This is a genomic window from Halorussus caseinilyticus (assembly GCF_029338395.1).
In the GTDB taxonomy this organism is placed as follows: Archaea; Halobacteriota; Halobacteria; order Halobacteriales; family Haladaptataceae; genus Halorussus; species Halorussus caseinilyticus.
In genome coordinates this window covers 126,622-145,784 of sequence record NZ_CP119811.1, presented here as the reverse complement: position 1 = coordinate 145,784, position 19,163 = coordinate 126,622, and the positions used below count along the sequence as shown (strand labels likewise).

The 19,163-nt window shown below is 60.4% G+C and carries 13 protein-coding genes and 1 CRISPR repeat array (1 of these 14 running past the window's edge); of the genes, 11 read left to right on the top strand and 2 right to left on the bottom strand.

Features of this window, described 5'->3' with window-relative positions:
• Positions 1-437: direct repeats of the CRISPR family, unit length 30 nt; unit sequence GCTTCAACCCTACTGGGGTTCGTCTGTAAC; it reaches 438 nt to the left of the window's first position.
• Between the two features lie 655 nt (positions 438-1,092).
• The 5 genes from P2T60_RS22000 (at position 1,093) to P2T60_RS20165 (ending at position 9,498) form a co-directional block, all read left to right on the top strand.
• Positions 1,093-1,572, top strand: coding sequence for a DUF6788 family protein (locus P2T60_RS22000; protein ID WP_465261648.1), 480 nt, complete (start codon positions 1,093-1,095; stop codon positions 1,570-1,572).
• Between the two features lie 558 nt (positions 1,573-2,130).
• Positions 2,131-7,836 (top strand): PBECR2 nuclease fold domain-containing protein, encoded by a 5,706-nt coding sequence (locus tag P2T60_RS20180; RefSeq protein WP_276282646.1) that lies wholly within the window; start codon positions 2,131-2,133, stop codon positions 7,834-7,836.
• A 2-nt stretch (positions 7,837-7,838) separates the two neighbouring features.
• On the top strand, positions 7,839-8,273 hold the full coding sequence (locus tag P2T60_RS20175) for a hypothetical protein (protein ID WP_276282645.1): 435 nt from the start codon (positions 7,839-7,841) through the stop codon (positions 8,271-8,273).
• Between the two features lie 24 nt (positions 8,274-8,297).
• On the top strand, positions 8,298-8,930 hold the full coding sequence (locus P2T60_RS20170) for a hypothetical protein (RefSeq protein ID WP_276282644.1): 633 nt from the start codon (positions 8,298-8,300) through the stop codon (positions 8,928-8,930).
• 19 nt (positions 8,931-8,949) lie between these two features.
• Positions 8,950-9,498: a hypothetical protein gene (locus P2T60_RS20165; protein WP_276282643.1), complete on the top strand. Its 549-nt coding sequence runs from the start codon at positions 8,950-8,952 to the stop codon at positions 9,496-9,498.
• A gap of 9 nt (positions 9,499-9,507) precedes the next feature.
• On the opposite strand, the gene P2T60_RS20160 is transcribed toward P2T60_RS20165, so the two are convergent.
• Positions 9,508-9,804, bottom strand: a complete 297-nt coding sequence (locus tag P2T60_RS20160) for a hypothetical protein (RefSeq protein ID WP_276282642.1) — start codon at positions 9,802-9,804, stop codon at positions 9,508-9,510.
• A 1,446-nt stretch (positions 9,805-11,250) separates the two neighbouring features.
• Here P2T60_RS20160 and P2T60_RS20155 point away from each other — a divergent pair.
• From P2T60_RS20155 to P2T60_RS20130, 6 genes are all read left to right on the top strand, one after another.
• On the top strand, positions 11,251-12,243 hold the full coding sequence (locus P2T60_RS20155) for a ParA family protein (protein WP_276282641.1): 993 nt from the start codon (positions 11,251-11,253) through the stop codon (positions 12,241-12,243).
• Complete coding sequence (locus tag P2T60_RS20150; RefSeq protein WP_276282640.1) at positions 12,243-12,674, top strand: DUF7970 domain-containing protein; 432 nt, start codon at positions 12,243-12,245, stop codon at positions 12,672-12,674. The genes P2T60_RS20155 and P2T60_RS20150 overlap by 1 nt, the downstream gene beginning before the upstream one ends.
• 909 nt (positions 12,675-13,583) lie before the next feature.
• A complete protein-coding gene (locus P2T60_RS20145) occupies positions 13,584-14,783 on the top strand; it encodes a Cdc6/Cdc18 family protein (protein ID WP_276282639.1) in 1,200 nt (399 codons plus the stop codon).
• A 375-nt stretch (positions 14,784-15,158) separates the two neighbouring features.
• Positions 15,159-15,518 carry an ArsR/SmtB family transcription factor gene (locus tag P2T60_RS20140; RefSeq protein WP_276282638.1) on the top strand — a complete coding sequence of 120 codons (360 nt, stop codon included), beginning with the start codon at positions 15,159-15,161 and terminating at the stop codon, positions 15,516-15,518.
• Positions 15,511-16,356, top strand: a complete 846-nt coding sequence (locus P2T60_RS20135; protein WP_276282637.1) for an arsenite methyltransferase — start codon at positions 15,511-15,513, stop codon at positions 16,354-16,356. The genes P2T60_RS20140 and P2T60_RS20135 overlap by 8 nt, the downstream gene beginning before the upstream one ends.
• Before the next feature lie 212 nt (positions 16,357-16,568).
• Entirely contained in the window at positions 16,569-17,360 is a 792-nt protein-coding gene (locus tag P2T60_RS20130; protein ID WP_420028724.1) for a 2-oxo acid dehydrogenase subunit E2, read from the top strand.
• Between the two features lie 370 nt (positions 17,361-17,730).
• Here the strand turns inward: P2T60_RS20130 and P2T60_RS20125 are convergent, their stop codons facing one another.
• Complete coding sequence (locus P2T60_RS20125; protein WP_276282636.1) at positions 17,731-19,056, bottom strand: MFS transporter; 1,326 nt, start codon at positions 19,054-19,056, stop codon at positions 17,731-17,733.
• Positions 19,057-19,163 lie beyond the last annotated feature (107 nt).

Sequence of the window (19,163 nt, the reverse complement as noted above, 5' to 3'; positions counted from 1 at the left end):
AGCGTGAACGTGTTGAGCTTCAACCCTACTGGGGTTCGTCTGTAACTCGGCGGAGTAGCCGCTGGCGTACTGGCCATCATCGCTTCAACCCTACTGGGGTTCGTCTGTAACGCCGAGACACCAGACCATGGACAGTGGACCCAGACCGCTTCAACCCTACTGGGGTTCGTCTGTAACGCAAAGAGGCGACCGACCCGGACGGCAGTGGCGGGCTTCAACCCTACTGGGGTTCGTCTGTAACTTCCCCAGCCCGACTTCGCGCCCATCAACTGATGGCTTCAACCCTACTGGGGTTCGTCTGTAACTGCAATGCTGAGACCGGACTGTGCGAGGACCGCGACGCTTCAACCCTACTGGGGTTCGTCTGTAACGTCGATGCCCTCGATGGGCGCGGCGACCACGCCCTCGCTTCAACCCTACTGGGGTTCGTCTGTAACTGGACATCAAAACAGCATATATCGGCCGCCCTCATAACCCCCGCGAAGCCATCAAATTACTCACCAAAACGACTCATACGTTTTCAGCGACTCGATTCTCGCGTTTCCCGCCTCTCTCTGCGTCTATGTCTCGCTGAGCCACCCACCGCTCTCTATGACCTATCGTTCGAGACCACCCCAACCGCCGAACTTCTATATACCGTAATGTAATTTATGAGTTCACGGCTAGTCTCTCCCCGAGAATTGTCTGTTCTGGGTTTCCCTCCGCGAAAAATCTGCCAGACAAATACTCAAACAATTGATTGGAACGCGCTCCGCCGCAAAATCACACGGCTTCGAATCCGGGGTCGCCGAAGCACGCCCGCTACCGCCCAATTTCAGCCACCAAACCGAGCCCAAGACAAAGCGACTCGTAAACGACCACGCGGACGACGCTGACTCGGACGCCGAACATGCTCGCTCCCGGACTCCACACGCCTCGCAGTCACGGTAGTTCTCGCGGTACTCGACGGCGGGGCCAGCATCCGCGTCGAAAGATGGTTGCGCCGTAGTCGAGGCGACGACCGTGAGTATCAGTCGATTCGACCGTCCTGCCGGACGCCTCTCGGATACCGATGGGACGGCGAGTGATGGACGACGTAGGTGAACTCAACTCGTGGTAAATCCTCAACTGCTATATCGAGTCTCTCGAAAGCGACGTATCCGGCGACGAGTGGATGGCGGTCGTCGAAGACGCCCGAGAGAAGGCGACCTCGCGCGTGCGAAGGGGACGCTCACGACGAAGCACATCGACGGCCGCGACTACTACTACCTCCAGTGGCGCGACGGCGACACCATCCATAGCCAGTACGTCGCCCCCGTCTCGCCAGCGAGCAATAGGTGGCGGAAGGTGTACTTCAGTTTCAAAAGCTGTGGGCACGAGTTCGACGGCCACCAACAGACTGCGTACTTCAACCTACTCGGGTTCGTCTGGAACGTTATGGACGTGCGTCAGGTCGGGCGGAACTCACCTATGACCTATCGTTCGAGGAGTGGCCGCTTGACATCTCGAACGTCGAAATCCGGAGAGTGCGAGCGACGTGTCCGTCTCTATCAATCGTTTCTACAACAATTATGTTTTAACTCTGGTATTTAAATCTTCCACTTAAAATCATATTTCATAATATCCGATAATTACTTTAGATACTTACTTCTACACTGACGAAATGAATACCCACCGCCAGCGCGTTCTCGCCGTCGCTTTCTCCATTCTCATCGTCACGGCGACGGTCACGCCTGCTACTGCCGCCCTCGAACCAACGACTCACTCCCCGTCCGACACCGCGCTTTCCTCGCTCACGGAGTTCCTCTCGGACTACGGTACACCGGATACACCCGGTAACGGAAACGGGAACGGACCGGGGAAGACGACCACCGCGACGACCACGACGCTACTCGGAAACCAAACGACCACACCGCCACAAGGAACGCAGACGACTACGACCCGCGGTAACGAAGGGAACGGTCCGCCCGGAAACGGCCCGCAAGGACCCCTGAGAACAAAACACAGGGACCAGCGAATCCGGGACAGGGACCACCCGAGAACAAAACGCAAGGACCATCCGAGAACCCCGGCCAAGGTCCGCCGGAGAACCCCGGTCAGGGACCGCCACCGCACGCTGGACCACCGGAAAACCGGGGACCTCCGTCGTGGGTGCCGAACAAGGGCGGAGACTCGAACGCGGACAAACGCGGCCCGCCCGAATGGGTCACGAACGCAAAGACCCTGCCGCCAGCCTCGAACCGGTCGGCGCTCGCCAACCGAAGTGAACCACTGGCGAACGCGACCATCAACGTCTCTCTCCGCGGGAACGCCTCGGCCGCCGACTACCGGCTCGCCGCCATCGACGCCCTCCAGACCACCGAGTTCGACGCGCCCGGCAGTTCTGCCGACGACCACCAAAGGCAAGCCCTCCGCGAACTCAACGAATCGCTCGACTACGTTCTCGACGCCAACCGCACCACCTCCGCCCAGTTGTTCGAGCGCGACAAAGAGGCGAGTACCCCGCCGCAGTTCGCGCCGAGCGTCACGAAACTGCTCGTTCGCTCCGACGAGCGATTAGCTCACACGGCTATCGCAGACGCCGACCGTCTCGCCACGACCCTGCGCGACCGGAACGTCTCGTTCGACGAGTCGGCCGTCGCAGAGAACCTGTCGGCGGCGCGCGCGGCGGTCGGCCGCGCCGAACGCTTCCGCACCCGTGGCCAACAGCATACCGCCATCAGCCAGTACCGAGTCGCGTGGATTCACGCCCAGCAAGCCCTCGACGTACTCGACCTCTCGACGACCCCGAACGTCACCATCACCACCCGCGAGGATATGGCTCACGACGGCAACATCACGTACGCGGTTCGCGGGCGCGTCTTCGACGTTCGGAGCCACGAACTCGCGCTAGAACTCTCGCTGAACGGCGCGAACCGGACGCTCGACCTGTCGGTGAACACGACGCCCGGCGCTCGCGGCACCTTCGAGACGAACGTCACGCTTTCGCGGCAAGTCAACCGGATTACGGTGTCGGCGACGGACCCGAACCGGCGATGGTCGCCCGACTACGGCGGCGACAACAGGACGGTCGGCCGGGACGTGCTTCGACTCGACGCCGACTGGCTCCCCGATTACTACGAAGTCTCGGTCACCGGAACCGACCCGCTCGGCCGGGACAGCAACGCGACGACGACGCCGACCAACGAGTCGGGGAACGGCCGCATCGACGGCGGCGAGGACTTAGACGGCGACGGCCTGCGAACCGAATTCGAGTTCACCATCGGGACCGACCCGCTCGACGGCGACACCGACGACGACCGTCTCACTGACTCCTTCGAGGTGAACGCGACCGAGACCGACCCGCTCGGTCGTGATAGCAACTCGACCGCGACGAACGCTACCGAACGCGGGAACAATGTCACCGACGCTCAGGAGGACCTCGACAACGACGGTCTGGTGAACGTCCGCGAACAGGCGTTCGGCACGAACCCCTTGGTGAACGATACCGACCGAGACGGCTTGTTCGACGGCTACGAGGTGCAGACGACCGGGACCGACCCGGCGAATCCGGACAGCGACTCGACTCGGACGACGCCCGACGAGGCCGGAAACGGTCTCGCGGACGGCCGCGAGGACTTCGACAACGACACGCTCAACACCGCGTTCGAGCAGTACTCGGGGCTCGACCCGTTCAGCGAGGACACGGACGGTGACGGTCTCACCGACTCGTTCGAAGTCGGGTTCGCCGACCTCGACCCGAACGCGACCGACGCCGACGGCGACGGCGTGACCGACCCCGAAGAGGACTTGGACGGGGACGGGTTGTCGAACATCGACGAGCAGGCGGTCGGTACGTTGCCGCTCGTCGCGGACACGGACACGGACAACCTCACGGACGGGACCGAGTTCGACCTCGGGACGGACCCGCTGGCGGCCGACACCGACGCGGACAACCTGACCGACAGCGAAGAGTACAACCTCGGCACCGACCCCCTCGCAGCGGACACGGACGCGGACGGTCTGGGTGACTCGGTGGAAGTCGGGTACGACTCGCTCGACGCGACCGTTGCCGATACCGACGGCGACGGCCTCGAAGACGGTGCCGACGACCTCGACGGCGACGGCCTGACGAACCGGCGAGAAGCCGCCTCGAAGACGAAATTGGCGGTGAACGACACGGAGGGTGACGGACTCGAAGACGGCCGGGAGCGCGCCCTCGGGACGAACCCGCTCGTCGCCGACACCGACGGCGACGGACTCGCGGACTCCGCGGAGGTGGATGTCGGGGCCGACCCGCTCGTCGCCGACACCGACGGCGACGGCACGCTGGACGGCAACGAGACGTACACCACCGAGAAGAAAGACGGCGAGACCGGCGTCACGCTGTCGGTGACGGGCGACGGGAACGCCGCCAGCAACACGTCCGTCGAACACAAGCCAGCGTACCACGACGGTACGGCCGCGAGCGCCGGGCCGACCGTCCGCATCGACAGTGCCAACGAGAGCGCGGTCGAAGCGACGAACGTCACAGTCCCGGTGAACTCGGACGCGACCGACGCGGAGGCCGAGGACCTGACGGTGTACGTCTGGAACGGTAGCACGAACCAAGCATGGCATCCCGTGGACACCTACATCGACCTCGGCGACGGCACCGCGAGCGCGAGCGTCGAATCCGGAACCTACGTGACGGTTCTCAACCGGACCGCGTGGAACGAGTCCATCTCGGTCGAGAAGAAAGCCCCCCGCGAGTTCGACGATTCGTCGCTCGACTGCATCGGGGCCTGTGACAGCGCGGGCAACAGCATCGCTATCGGCGAGGGAGCCAACACGACCGCAGTCTCGTTCACCACGGAGAACGCGACCGAAACTGAAACCGTCGAGGCGTCCGCCGACGACTCGTCCGAGAACGTGACCATCCAGTGTGAGATGGGTCCCGACGGGACGTGTGACGAGGACGAAGACGGCACGCTCAACCGATTCGACGAGTGTCCCGGTACCCCCGGCTACGCCGGTGACGGCTGTCCGGACACTGACGGCGACGGCGTCCACGACGGCGACGACGAGTGTAAATACGAGAAGGAAGGCGCGAACGGCGAGAACGGCTGTCCGGTGGAAGACAGCGACTCCGACGGCGTGCCCGACGACGAGGACGACTGCGACTTCACCGCCGGGCCGGAGTCGAACGATGGCTGTCCGATACCCGAGGACTCCGACCGCGACGACGACGACGTGCCCGACGACGAGGACTCGTGTCCGGATACGTGGGGAAGTAAGCCGAACGGGTGTCCCGACAACGACCAAGACGACGACGGGACGCGCGACGAGAACGACCCCTGTCCTCAAGACCCCTACGACCGGTGTGACGACCCGCCGGAAGACCCCGACAGCGACGGGGACGGCGTGGACGACGACGAGGACAACTGTCCGAATACCCCGAACGCCGGACAGGCGAACGCCGACGGTGACGCCGACGGAAACGCCTGCGACCCCGACGACGACGGCGACGGCGTGGACGACGACGAGGACAACTGTCCGTTACAGCCGAACGCCGCGCAGGTTGACCGCGACGGCGACGGCGACGGCGCGGCCTGCGACGACGACGAACCCGACTACGACGAGGCGTCGTGGCAACTCGACGTGCCCGCTGGCACGGGGAACGTCTACTTCGAGATGGAGTTCGCGGTGGACAAAGGCCCGGACGAACAGGCGAACCTCACCATCGTCGGGTCCGGCGGCGAGCAGTTCACGTCGCTTCAAGACACCGACGGATGGCGTCAGCGCACCCTCGACCTCGGGACGTTCGCGGGCGAGACCGTCACCGTCCGACTGAGTACGACCGGCAGTGCGGTCATCCGCGCTCGGAACGCTCGCGTCTATCAGGACACCGACGGCGACTCGCTGTCGGACTACCGCGAGAACCAGCGCTGGACCATCCCCTACGGCTACGGCGACTCGTTCACGCTCAGTCCGACCAGCCAAGACAGCGACGGCGACGGCTTGGACGACGACCAAGAGGTCTCACTCGGCCCCGCACCGTCGAACCCGGCGTCCCCGCTCCGCGTGCGACACGCGACTTCGAACCCCGGCGAAGTCGATACCGACGCGGACGGACTCGCTGACGCGGCGGAACGGCAGGAGGGGACGAACGCGTTCCTCGCGGACACCGACGCCGACTACCTCTCGGACGGCAGGGAAGTCAACCAGATTGGCACCGACCCGCTCGACCCCGACACCGACGGCGACGGCCTGCTCGACGGCCGCGAGGGTGACATCGACGTGATAATCGAGGGGCAACGCGGCATCGCGGACTACACCGACCCGCTCAAGGCCGACACCGACGGCGACGGTCTCAGCGACAGCCGCGAACTCGGACGACGTATCGACGGCGACTACCGCCTCCACAGTAGCCCGCAGTTGGCCGACACCGACGGCGACGGCCTCGACGACCGAAGCGAACTCGCGTGGGAGGCCGACCCGCTCTCGACGGACACCGACGACGACGGGTTCATCGACTACGTGGACGAGCGCATCCACGTCGAAGACCGGCCGCCGAAAGTCAAAATCACCGCCGCCGACTCCGGCTACGTCTTCAACAAGGACTTCAACGAGCGCGTCCGCGTGACGGTCCGAGACAACTCGCGCATCGCAGGGGTCGAACTGAACGGGTCGTACAACCCGTATCTCGGCGGTCAGTTCTGGAAGCAGTCGGAGGTCCAACTCGTGGACCGCCGCACCGTCACGGTCGAGAACCGCGAGACGGAGTACATCTCGACGTACGTCGTCGGCATCCACCAACACGGCCGCGCGAGCGAAGCGCCGAACAAGTACTACGTGAACGCCAGCGACGTTCGCGGAAACGAACTCTCGATGCTGGTCAACCCGTCGCAGGGGTCGATTCTGCAATGGGCCGATGTCGCCGCTACCCCGGTCATCGCCGGTACCACCGTGGGGTCGACGACGACGGGCACCGTCACTGGCGGGACCGTCGCCGGTGGGGTCACGACCGCCGCCGCTGCTGGCAGTGTCGTGGTCGCCGTCGGCGGCAGTCTGTTCTGGACGTACGACCAGCGTCCCGCAGGTGGGTACGACTCCGAAGCAATCGCCGGGCACACCTCCTACGTCGTGCCAGCGACCATCCCCCAAGAGCAAGCCGATGTCGAGATTCTGCTCCCGAGCGGAACGACGTACGACGACCCGCCGATGCCGCTCGGCGGGAACCACGAACGCGGGTTCGGTCGAGAACACGTCTACCGACTGCCGGGTCTGAACGACCGAAGCGACGTGCAACACGTCATCGACAACCCGAGCATCCACGACCAACAGGGACCGTACGAAATCGTCATCGGGGATAATCCGACCGGACCGGGACAAATCGAACTGTGGTTGTTAGGTGGGGTCGTGGTTAGTGCTTCGCATACTGCCTATGACGAAGTTCGTGACGAACACATCACCATATCTGATGAAGTCATAGATAAAATAATCAATAGGAGGGACGACTGGGACCATAATCAGATTGGTAACTCCGAACAGGAAGTCCTCAATAATCTCATCGAAATAATTGAAAACCCTGATGAAATCTGGAAGGACCCGGACCAAAATCGATGGATGTACACAAAACGGATGATACTTAATGGGCGGGAACTAATAGTTGTCCTGTTCGTCATGAACGGAGAGGTTCGTTCAGCCTTTGTGCCTACTCACGAACAATATACTGGAGCAACAGGGTACTCCGACGAATACGCAAAGTGGTATATTCAGGATCAAGAACTGATAAAAGAGTACGAAAATGACGAAATTAGTGGAATTGTCACGGAAGTGGATGAGGGTGAACAGGCCGAAACACCGGACGAGAAACCGGACCCAACGGATGAATAACTATGATTGATTTCGAGCTTGAGGACGAATGGGACGGATGGAGCGGAATCGCCATCCCCGACGATATGAGTGTCCAGTTACGGACAGTGAACACAACCCATGAAATGCATATTTCACTACTGAAGTTGTTGGAGTTGTACGGCTACAGCGTTCATCAAAAACCCTGTCAACTGACCGTAGGTACTGGGTCTTCAATCGAAATCGTAGACGAAAACGAGTACGTTTGGGTTAAAAAATACCCTCTGAAGATTCGAACGACTTTCGAGGAACTACAGGGAAGTTTAGAGTCGCTTCTGCGAGACGTTTTCGCTAAGAAAGACGAACGGGAAGGAGCGAAGGAACGAGAAGAAAGTATATCTTATGCACAACAAAAGATGCAGGAGAACGATATTGAGTACGACGTGAAGGAACTGTATCGGAGTCTTACAGCACCGTGACGACTTAGACCGGAGTAGAAGAGCGTGAAATCGAACGACACCACGTCCGGAGCAGACGACGACCGATACTGCGACTACGAGGCGGCGAACCAGCATCGACGTGCTGGCCGGTTCAGCGAGGCGGGCGACGACTACACGCTGGCCGCATACCACCGTCTCGGCGAGGGGCAGGTGACGCGAGAACCGCTAGAGGACGGCCAGACCGATGTCGCTCGGGGATTGTGTAATCTCTTGTCTGCAGTCGTCTGTTACCGGCTTGGCGGCGAACCGGAGCGCGCGGCGAACCGTGCGGAGCAGGGGGAACTGATAGCGACGGACATCCGCGAGTACGTTGCGGCCTACGAGCCACAGCGCGGGCTGATGGACGAGTACGTCGGCGACTTCCGACTGCTCGGCGGTCTGCCGGAGTTCGACGGCGCGTATCGAGATGCACAGGCGGTGTACGCCGACACGAGCAACCAGATTGGCTGGCAGGCCGAACCCGAGTTCGAGGTCAACATGACGCTGTTTCTCGAACTGGCGCGGGCCGCCGACCACGACATCGAGCGCACGAAGAAAGCGGCAATCAAGACGGAATCGCTGGTCGAACGAATCCGGTACAAACGAGACGCGTTTCCGGGTATCGTCGCCGATGTTGTCGAAGCAGGTGACTGGTAGCGATACCGGGAGTTCTACCGTGACCGTTGACCACCTCCAGTACGCGCTCGACGCGGCGGCCGACGACGACCTTCGAGCGGCCGCGAAGTGGTACGCGCTCGCAGGCATGGAACAGCTAGTTGAGGCCGGGTACGAACCGTGTGAGGGGACCGCGACGGGGGTAACGTATTTCCTCGAAGCGATTAGCGCGGACGTTCGCGCCGAGAATCGGTCGCGGGCGCGTGGCCACGTTCGTCTCGTCCGGCCCGTGCTTCTCGACCTCGCGGAGAACGCCACCGACGCGTGCTTGCGGGGACTTGCTCGCGAGTGGCTGGGTGACGCCTCTCTGTTGGTCGGCGAGCGTGACGCGCTCGAACAGTATCGGCTTGCCGGGGAGGTCTTCGAGGAAGTGGCGTTCGACCAGCGGTTGTTCTGGGGCGGAACGCCAGCGTTCGACAACGCCTATGGTGCGATGAAGGCGTTTCTGGCGACGTACGACATCGAGTATCCGTCTTCGTACTCGGTGGACTTCGAAGACCGGGTAGACGCGAAACGGCGGGCGTATCGGGACGTGGTTGACGGCGCGTGAGCGATAGCTTCACCGGCCTGTTTCAGAGCAGGTCGTGGGGGCTTCGAGTGTCTGCAATGTAATGTTCGTGTTCGCGGGGAAGACCGACACGCAGGAACGGTCGGCGTCGAGAAGCAATCGCCGGATAAACTCCGAGCGCTCGCAGAATACGCCGAGCAGGTGGCCGACTAGAAGGAACGGAGGGCAGAGCAAGAACTCGAAGAGCGCGCCGAGCGAGACGTAGGCGAGACGCCCGACGAGTGGGCGGCGGTCGTCGAGAACGCCCGTGAGAAGGCGGACCTCGCGCGTGCGAAGGGGGACGCTCACGACGAAGCATATCGACGGCCGCGACTACTACTTCCAGTGGCGCGACCGCGACACTATCCACAGTCAGTACGTCGCGCCCGTCTCGCCGGCAGACGACTGACAGGGTTTACACTCCGCCTTCAAGAACTGTGGGCACGAGTTCGACAGTCGCTGACAGGCAACGCTGTTCAACCCTACTGAGGTTCGTCTGTAACCCGAGTAAAGTGGAAGCCCGGACCCGTATGGTCCTCAACGCGCACCGTCGAGCAAGCGAGTGTCGAACTCACCACCAACTCGGAGGGCTTCCAAGCGACGAGACCACCGAGGAATGAAGCAGAGTCGCTCCTAGCGACGAGTTCCGCCCTCGGGCATATCGGATACGATTCCGAGGGCGGGACAGACAGGTCAACCCGGCTAACCAACACACCATTCCCCGAGAACCACTTTGTTGGTTAGCGACCGGACTTCCGAGCAACCAGTCTCCACGCCGACCCCGACGCCAGCCACACCGACCCGTCTCGGGGAGAACGCGGACGAACCGGCTAATCAACACCGACACACCGACAACCAAGGACGGCCCGCTGTTGGTTAGCGGCGACTCGTCGGCCGTCGGTACTCCAGACCACGTACGACGACTACGAAACGAAACGAGGACTGACTCTCAGAGACACACCACTTTTCACGAGAGTAGATGCACGAGGTAGGACCTCGAACGAAACGTCCCGATTACTTGAACTAACTTCGAAACGGAATAAAGTTATCTAAGTGTAGTATGGATGTAGTTGTACCGCTTGCCTTTTATAATATGCTCCTATCTAGAGAGCGATTGCGGTTCCACCCGAAATCCCTCGTGAAAAGTGGAGGGGGTGTGTTTCTTATAGAATCGACTCTCATGAAACTCGTGGCTACGAGTATCAGTTCAGTATCGACCCCAACTCGTCGAAGAAGCCCTTCTCAACGACAACCGTACCAGTCAGCTGTTGTAGTGTTCGACGCGAATTGTCGTATTCGACGCGAACCCATCTGTTTCCTGCAAGTAGAGACTCCAGCAATAGACTCTCTCTACTCATCACTACTAGAAAAGTCTGTTGCAGGTTACTGTTACAAGTTACTGTTGCGAGTTTATGTTACAGATAACTGTTACAGATAACTGTTGCGAGTTTATGTTACAGATAACTGTTACAGATAGCTGTTACAGATAACTGTTACAGATAACTGTTACAGATAACTGTTACAGATAACTGTTACAAACTTTCAAAACAGATGATTACTGCAGATGAACGCAACAGACAACCATGGCATGTGAATACTGGCTCCTCGAATCGGTCTCTGTTCACTGTTACAGATATTTATAACAGGCGTCTGTAACTGGCAACTGTTACAGACAGCTGTTACAGGTTTATGTTATAGACTTATGTTACATACATCTGGTATAGGTTTATGTAGCGCGGGTCTGAAACAGGGCGTATGATTCGCAGTGTCGTATACGCTGAATCCGGCGGCACGTACAAGACGACCACCACCGCGAACCTCGCGGTCGCACTCGACCGCATGGGTCTCGACGTTCTCGCCATCGACCTCGACCCACAAGAGGGCAACCTCACGACCCTATTCGACGCTGGCGAGAACCGCGACGACCCCGAGGCCGACAACATCGTCCGCCACATTCTCGAAATGCCGGAAGGCAACTTCGAAGACCTCATCGAAACCAGCGCCGAAGGGGTTGACATCATCCCGAGCCACGACATGCTCGGTGATTTCACGTCCAACCTCGAACAGAAAATCTCCTACGAAACACAAATGAAGAACATCGATGCAGAGGACTACGACCGCTACGGGCTATTGTACAAGCTTCTCTGGGAGACCGAGGAAGTCCACAACTCGTACGACGCAATCCTCATCGACCCCAACGCGCGCGCCGAAGACCTCCTCTACAACGCCATCTACGCCATGCGGACGCTCGTTGCGCCAGTCCGTCCCGCCGGGAAAGGCAGTCTTAGCCTCGACGGGTTAGAAGAACTCGTCACGAACATGCGGCAGGAACTGGGAATCGAAGTCGGACTGTCGTGTGTCATTCCGCAAGGCGTCGGCCAGACAAACGCCCACAAGCAGTACCGCGACCAATTCCTCCAGACCGACGAGTTCCAAACTCCGGTTGCAATCGCCGACCGCGAAAGCATGATGGACGCGATGTGGGAAGCCCGCGGGTCGGCGTTCAAAGTCGTCGAGGAACGCTGGAAGACCCTCGAAGCGGACGGCGAAATGGTGTCCGAACCGGGGAAACGACGAATCCGGGACCGCGAAGTCGAGACCCTCGAAACCCTCTGGGAACTCGCTGGCTTCGTCGCAACCGAAACCTTCGACGTGACCATCGACCCTGAACTCACACTCGACATCCAAGACGCTGACACACGCACCATCTCTTACGAAACCCGCTCCGAAATGGAGGTGACGAACTGATGGGTGGAAGCTTCAAGAACGGCGCAGGGTCGCTCGACTTCGAAGAAAATGACACCGACGACACGGACGAATCGCCCCCCGAGTCCGTTTCAGAGCAAGCACCACCAACTCAAACGTCGCCAGAGACGAGCGAGACAACCGACGAACCACAACAGGACGGCACACGTTCTTCCACGTCTACCCCCGCCAAGTATCCGTACTTCGTCCGTCGGAACTCCGTCGGCGACGAGCGCTCCAATCGACTGGAAGTGCATGTCCGGGATGACGTTGCCGACCAAGAGAGTGCGTTTTTGACGGCACTTGCGGACGAGCTTGATACCGACGGTGTAGCGAAGACCGACGCTCGGGAATTCGCACTGAAACTCGCACACGAACATCCCGACGAAGTTGCTCAGCTCATGCGCGAGGAAGGCTACGGCGAGCTGAGCTAATCTTTCGGTCGTCCACTGGTCACATCCTCGGGAATCGCCTCGTATACCCAGTCCAAATCCATAATGGATGCTGGTATTGCGACCAACCGTGTCTCCGGGATGTATTCCGGGAACATCTAACGCCACCCCCGTCGTGGATTTTCCGAGTGCTGTGACTCGTGAACCCTCGCTCTTACCGCTACCTGTGGGACAACGAGGAAAGCAAACTAGACGAGTTAGAGCAACGAGCAAGGGAGTTAGACCTTCTCGGAACGTCGCACTCGCCCGACGACTATCAACGACGTGTTCGACAGCTCTACAACTCGTTCCAGTATAACGAGGGAGCGAACTTCCGAAAACTGGACCGACTCCACTACGACCCTCTTGATACCCGTTCGGGACGGCAGGTGACTGTTCGGGACGGCAGGTGACTGCTTCGCGTTGTCCTCTCGCCGCTCGTCTTCGGGTCACTTGGCGCGTTATTGGGGCAGTCACCCGTTCTCACAGCTACAATCGAACGTCTACGGTCAGGCCCGTCGCTCCGATAGAACGCTGTTCGTTATCTAGTACGCTTCCCATTCGTTCTGCTTGCTTTCCGAGTTCTTTTTCGAGGGGGGAACGTCGTATTCTCGTCGTGGGGGACACCCCCCTCGTTTCATGTGTTTCACGCTATTAGATGGGGGGTAGTTTCGTCGCTGCTGTTAATTCCAAACATACTCTGGGTAGTAAAAACGTACCAATTGGAGTACGGATATGGTTTTACGTATTCAAATTTAAATCTTTCCTTTCATATAGGGTGGGGGAGGACCCTCCCCCACCCAATTTCCACGAAACACATGAAACGAGGGGGGTGTGGGGTATTAAACACACCACGACAGATGAAACACGTGAACCTTGGGGTTTAACATAGTAGACAGAGACGCCCAGAACATGGGGTTAAACGACTTCGAGCGGTCGACCACCATCTTTCGGGACGAGGCCGTACTCCGAGACGATTACACCCCCGACGAACTGATTGAGCGTGACGAAGAACTAGCCGCGTTCCAGAACGCCCTCCAACCCGTCGTCAACAACGCTCCGCCGAAGAACATATTCGTCTACGGACAGACGGGAACCGGGAAAACGCTGAGTTCTCGACTCGTCCTCGACAAACTGGTTTCCGACGTTCGACAGTACGACGACCTCACCGTCGAACCGGTTCGAGTCGTCTGCAAATCCCTCAGCAGTTACAAGGTCGCGGTTCGTCTCGTCAACGAACTGCGACCCGACGACGACCAGATTGCCCGCACCGGATACGCGCCCGGTGACGTGTACGAGATGCTGTGGGAGGCTATCGATGCCACGAACGCCAGTCACGTCCTCTTCGTGCTGGACGAAGTGGATAGCCTCGGCACCGACGACGACATCCTCTACGAGATTCCCCGATGTACCGCCCACGGCCACGTCGAGGACACGTTCGTCGGCGTCGTCGGCATCTCGAACGACTTTACCTTCCGGGATAACTTGAGCGCCCGCGTCAAAGACAGTCTGTGTGACGAAGAAATCCACTTCGCACCATACGACGCCGAGCAGTTACAGCACATCCTCTGGGACCGCGCAAAGGCCGCGTTCCAAGACAACGTGCTAGACGACGCTGTTATTCGATTGGCCGCCGCGTTCGCCGCTCAAGAGAGCGGGTCGGCGCGACGGGCGTTGAATATCCTGTATAAGGCCGGGGACTTGGCGCGGAAACAGGACGCGAGTCAGGTGACTGAAGCGCACGTTCGAGAGGCGGACAACATCGTGGAGGCCAGCAAGATTGCCGATGAACTCCGGCAACTGCCGGTACAAAACCAGTTAGTTTTGGCGTCCGTCTATCAGTTTCACGACCGCGGGAAGACGCCGGTACGTCGGACGGACATTTACGACCGGTACGTCGAGATGGCTAATGCTATCGATGCGGATGTGAAGACGAATCGGACTGTCCACAATCAACTGTCACAGTTAGCGTTGAAAGGGTTTCTCGAAGTGCAGGAGAAGAATCAGGGTGTGAAAGGGGGGAAGTACTACACGTATTCGCTGTCGGTCCAACCGCAGACGGTAGCAGAGGCGTTCCGTGAGTCAGACCGACTGAACCCCTTGTTCGGGTGAGTTACGTCCGTGGGACAGATGAAACACGTGAAACGAGGTGGGGGGTGGTTCTGGAGAACTCTATCAATTCAGTCACTAACGCCGAGTTACATAGACACATGAAACGAGGGGGGTCTACGGTGAGAGGGATGTCGACCGTTTGGAACACGAACGGAGGTGTGTCCCGAGTCTCTGATTCGTCGGCGACGTGGAGAATGGACACATGAAACGAGGGGGGTGGTTCATGGTCGGGTTACCGTCTTTTTTCTGTTCGCCCGGTTGAAACATCCCGTAATCAACGCGATTCGTCGCTCCGCTAGTGTGTTCCGGAGACCGAGAGACGTAGTTCCGTCGAGGGAAGCGTATTAGTATTTGCTTGTATAAGCTAGTACTGATATGGCGGAGGATGCGACCACTGACCGAGCCACGGACGGGGCAGACACCTGCTGTACCCCACCCGGAGACGTTGATTCGGACGCGATGGCGACGGACCTTCGAGTCCTGACCGCGATGGGAAACGACACGCGATACGAACTGCTTCGCCGAATCACGAACGCCGACGACGGCATCTGCGTCTGCGACCTCGAAGCCGCAGTCGGCGTCAGTCAGAGTGCCGTTAGCCAAGCACTCTCCCGCTTGTACACCGCACAATTGGTCACGCGCCGCAAGGAGGGTTCCTGGCGGTACTACGAACCGACCGAAACAACCACGGCCCTCCTCGAAACGCTCGACGACCTACGAGACACCCATGAGTAACGACACCGAAACGGCGGCCGGTGACCGCGGCCCCGAGGAGACCCGCGAGATGGTGCGCGAACGCTACGGGACTATCGCTTCCGAGGGCCAGAACTGCTGTGGCGATGTCGGCATCGATGTCACCGACGACGATGGATGCTGTGACGGCGATGCGGACGCGACCGGGAGCGAACGCCTCGGCTACGACGCAGACGACGTTGCGTCGGTCGCCGACGGTGCAGACCTCGGCCTCGGGTGTGGGAACCCGAAGGCGTTCGCCGAGATGACGCCCGGCGAGACCGTACTCGACCTTGGCTCCGGTGCGGGCTTCGACTGCTTCCTCGTTGCTCAGGAGGTCGGCCCGGACGGTGATGTCATCGGCGTCGATATGACGCCGGAAATGGTCTCGAAGGCAAGGGAGAACGTCGCAAAGAACGATGCCGATAACGTCGAGTTTCGTCTCGGTGAAATCAGTCACCTCCCCGTTTCCGACGCGACGGTCGATGTCGTCATCTCGAACTGCGTCGTCAACCTCGCCCCTGAAAAACAACGCGTGTTCGACGACGCTTACCGCGTCCTCAAGCCCGGCGGCCGCGTCGCCATCTCGGATGTCGTGCAGACCGCCTCGTTCCCCGACGAGGTGAAGATGGACCCGGACTCGTTGACGAGTTGTGTCGCCGGTGCGTCAACCGTTGCCGACCTCGAAGCGATGCTCGACAGCGCTGGCTTCGAAGCAATCGAGATAGCGCCCAAAGACGAGAGTACCGAGTTCATCAGCGACTGGGACGCCGACCGAGATCTCGGTGACTACCTCGTCTCCGCCACTATCGAGGCCCGGAAGCCAGCACGCGACGACTGACCGACTAGCAAATACGGGCGGTTCTGACCGCTCGACCACTCTTTCAGACCACCCGAGCGTAACAATCCGAACGGAGGTAGCGTGACGAGACGAATACAGTGAGCAGACCGAGGAATCTCGGTAGGTTGGATACCAGTTTGCCGGAGTCGTTCACATTGAACGGCACTCCGATGGGGGAGTACGGTTTTGATTTTGGCCCTTCATGTGTGATTATGAGCGGTCACGCCGATGATTTCGAACGGATGTCTCCGCACCAGCAGTACACGATGGATTACATGCGGATGGCGGGACACCGGAGTAACGTTCACGGACTCGTCGAGATTGATGTCACCGAGACCAGACAACGAATCCGGACACTCGAAGAGGAGACGGGAACGAGCGTCTCCTTCACCGCGTTCGTCGTCTACTGTCTTGCCACTACGGTCGATGAACAACCGCACGTCCAACGGTACCGTGATTGGCGAGGACGAATCCACGAGTTCGAGGATGTCGATGTAAACGTTCTCATCGAACGGGAACTCGACGGGGAACGAATCGGTGTTCCGCACGTCATTCGGCAGGCGAACCAGCGGACTCTGCAATCGATTCACGACGAGATTCGACGAGTTCAGTCGGACACGGCGGACCACACGGACACCAGACTGGCGAGCCTCGCCCGTCGCCTTCCCGGAGTTCTCCGCCGACAAATCTGGCATCTCCCCCAGTGGTTCCCGTCTCGGTGGAAGCACCTCGCTGGCACCGTCGCTGTCACCTCTATAGGTATGTTCGGCACCGGAAACGGGTGGGCTATCAGTCCCACGAACTATACCCTCCAACTCACTGTCGGCGGCATCGGAACCAAACCACGCCTCATCGATGGCGAACTCCGTTCTCGGGAGGTCCTGAGCCTCACCGTCACCTTCGACCACGATGTCGTTGACGGCGCACCGGCCACCCGGTTCGTGCAACGTCTCAACGAGCATCTTGAAGCCGGGCACGGCCTCGACTTCGAGTCCACCACGTAACCGCGCTTCCTGTCGAATCTATCCTCCCTATTCACAGCCAGATGTATCAGCCGATGTAGGTTCTGCCTCGCGTTGCAACCGCCAGATAAGTCGCGCCCGCGGACTTCGCGCGCCGAAGCAGTGGTCCCGACGCTCGCTTGACCTCGGTCTGAAGACGGAGGTATGCGCTGTCGGTCTGTATCACACGGCTTCGAATCAGGGGTCGCCGAAGCACGCCCGCTACCTCGACTCGGTGACGTTCGCTATCGCCGGTCTGCTGTTCGCGGAAGAGTCCGGACGGATTCCAGACACGCTCGTGGGATTGAATCGTGACCTGCGGTCTGTCGCGGGCGAGTCCGAGGTCCGTTCCGAGGACGCCTCGCGCCGATTGTCACTCCGAACTACCGGCCGTCGAGTCCGAGGGTTCGGACGACTCCGAACCCTTCGATACCGTCTCGCGGACGCCGAACGCGATTGTCCCGGTGTCGAACAGCCACAGGCCGCCCATCAACAGAAAGACCGTCGTGACGCCGAACACGTCGGTGAGCGCACCGCCGAGAAGTGGCCCGACCGCCATCCCCGCGGACGCGAGCGTCGAGTACGCGCCGAGGACCGTCCCTTCTCGGCCCTCCGGTGCGAGTTCGTACTGCATCGCTCCGAGCGCGGGACCCGCGAACGCGGAGGCGATTCCGGCGACGAACAGCAGGACGGGCGGGACGAGTCGCGTCGTCGCCAGCGCGAGACCGAACACCACCACGGCCCAGAGGACCTTCCCGATGAGGAGGCTCCGCTTCCGACCCGCCGTGTCCGCGAGCGTTCCGCCGACCGGCATGAACAGGAACATCGAGAGTCCGAAGACGCTGTACATCGTTCCGGTGTAGGCGGGTCCGGCACCGAGCGTCGTTTCGAGCAGGACGGCGAACAGCGGACTGAACGCGCCGGACCCGACCTGCGCCACGAAGACGCTCACACCGAGTGCGGCCATCGGGAGCGTCGTCGCCTCGCGTATCGTCCCGAGCGAGAGGTCGGGCAGGAGCGACCAGTCGGTCTCGGCGTCGGCCGAGTCGTCGCCCGACGACTCGGCCGACTGGTCGCTCGACGGATTCAGCGACACGAACACGGCGAGACCACCGACGAGGGTTCCGGCCCCGAGGACGACGAACGGGAGCGCGTACCCGTAAGAGGCCGAGAGGAGACCACCGACTGCGGGACCGATGGCGACGCCCAGCATCCCGACGGTGCGGTACGCGCCCATCGCACCGCCGCGTTCGCTCTCGTCGAACGCGTCGCCGATGTACGCGTTGGCCGCCGGTTCCCGCATGGCGCTGGCGGCCCCGTCGAGCGCTCTAAACCCGATGAAGAGTAGCGGGACCTCGACGAAGCCGAACGCGACGACGCTCAGCGCACTGATTACCAACCCGACCGAGACGAGGAGGCGGCGGTCGAACCGGTCCGAGAGGTGGCCGAACGGCGTCGAGAACACGGCCTTCGACAGCGTTTCGGCCGAGAATATCAGACCGATGAGGAACGCGCTCGCGCCGAGGTTTTCGGCGTATATCGGGAGAAGCGGCACGATGAACGAGATGGACATCTGGTCGAGCAGTCGAGCGACCGACAGCAGGGCCAAGTCGCGGTCCCGAAGATGGCGGAGCGACGCGTACTGTGCGGTGAACGGTTCGAACAGGCGTGCGAGTCGAGTGCGTAGGTTCTGTGTCATAAGCGTGCGAGTAGCGACGGGACGGCCCGGCGACGAGGAGAAGTCGTCGCTACCGCCGTCAGACGGCGCTTTAGTCGTGTTCGGACCAGTTTGTTTACTTAGTCGAA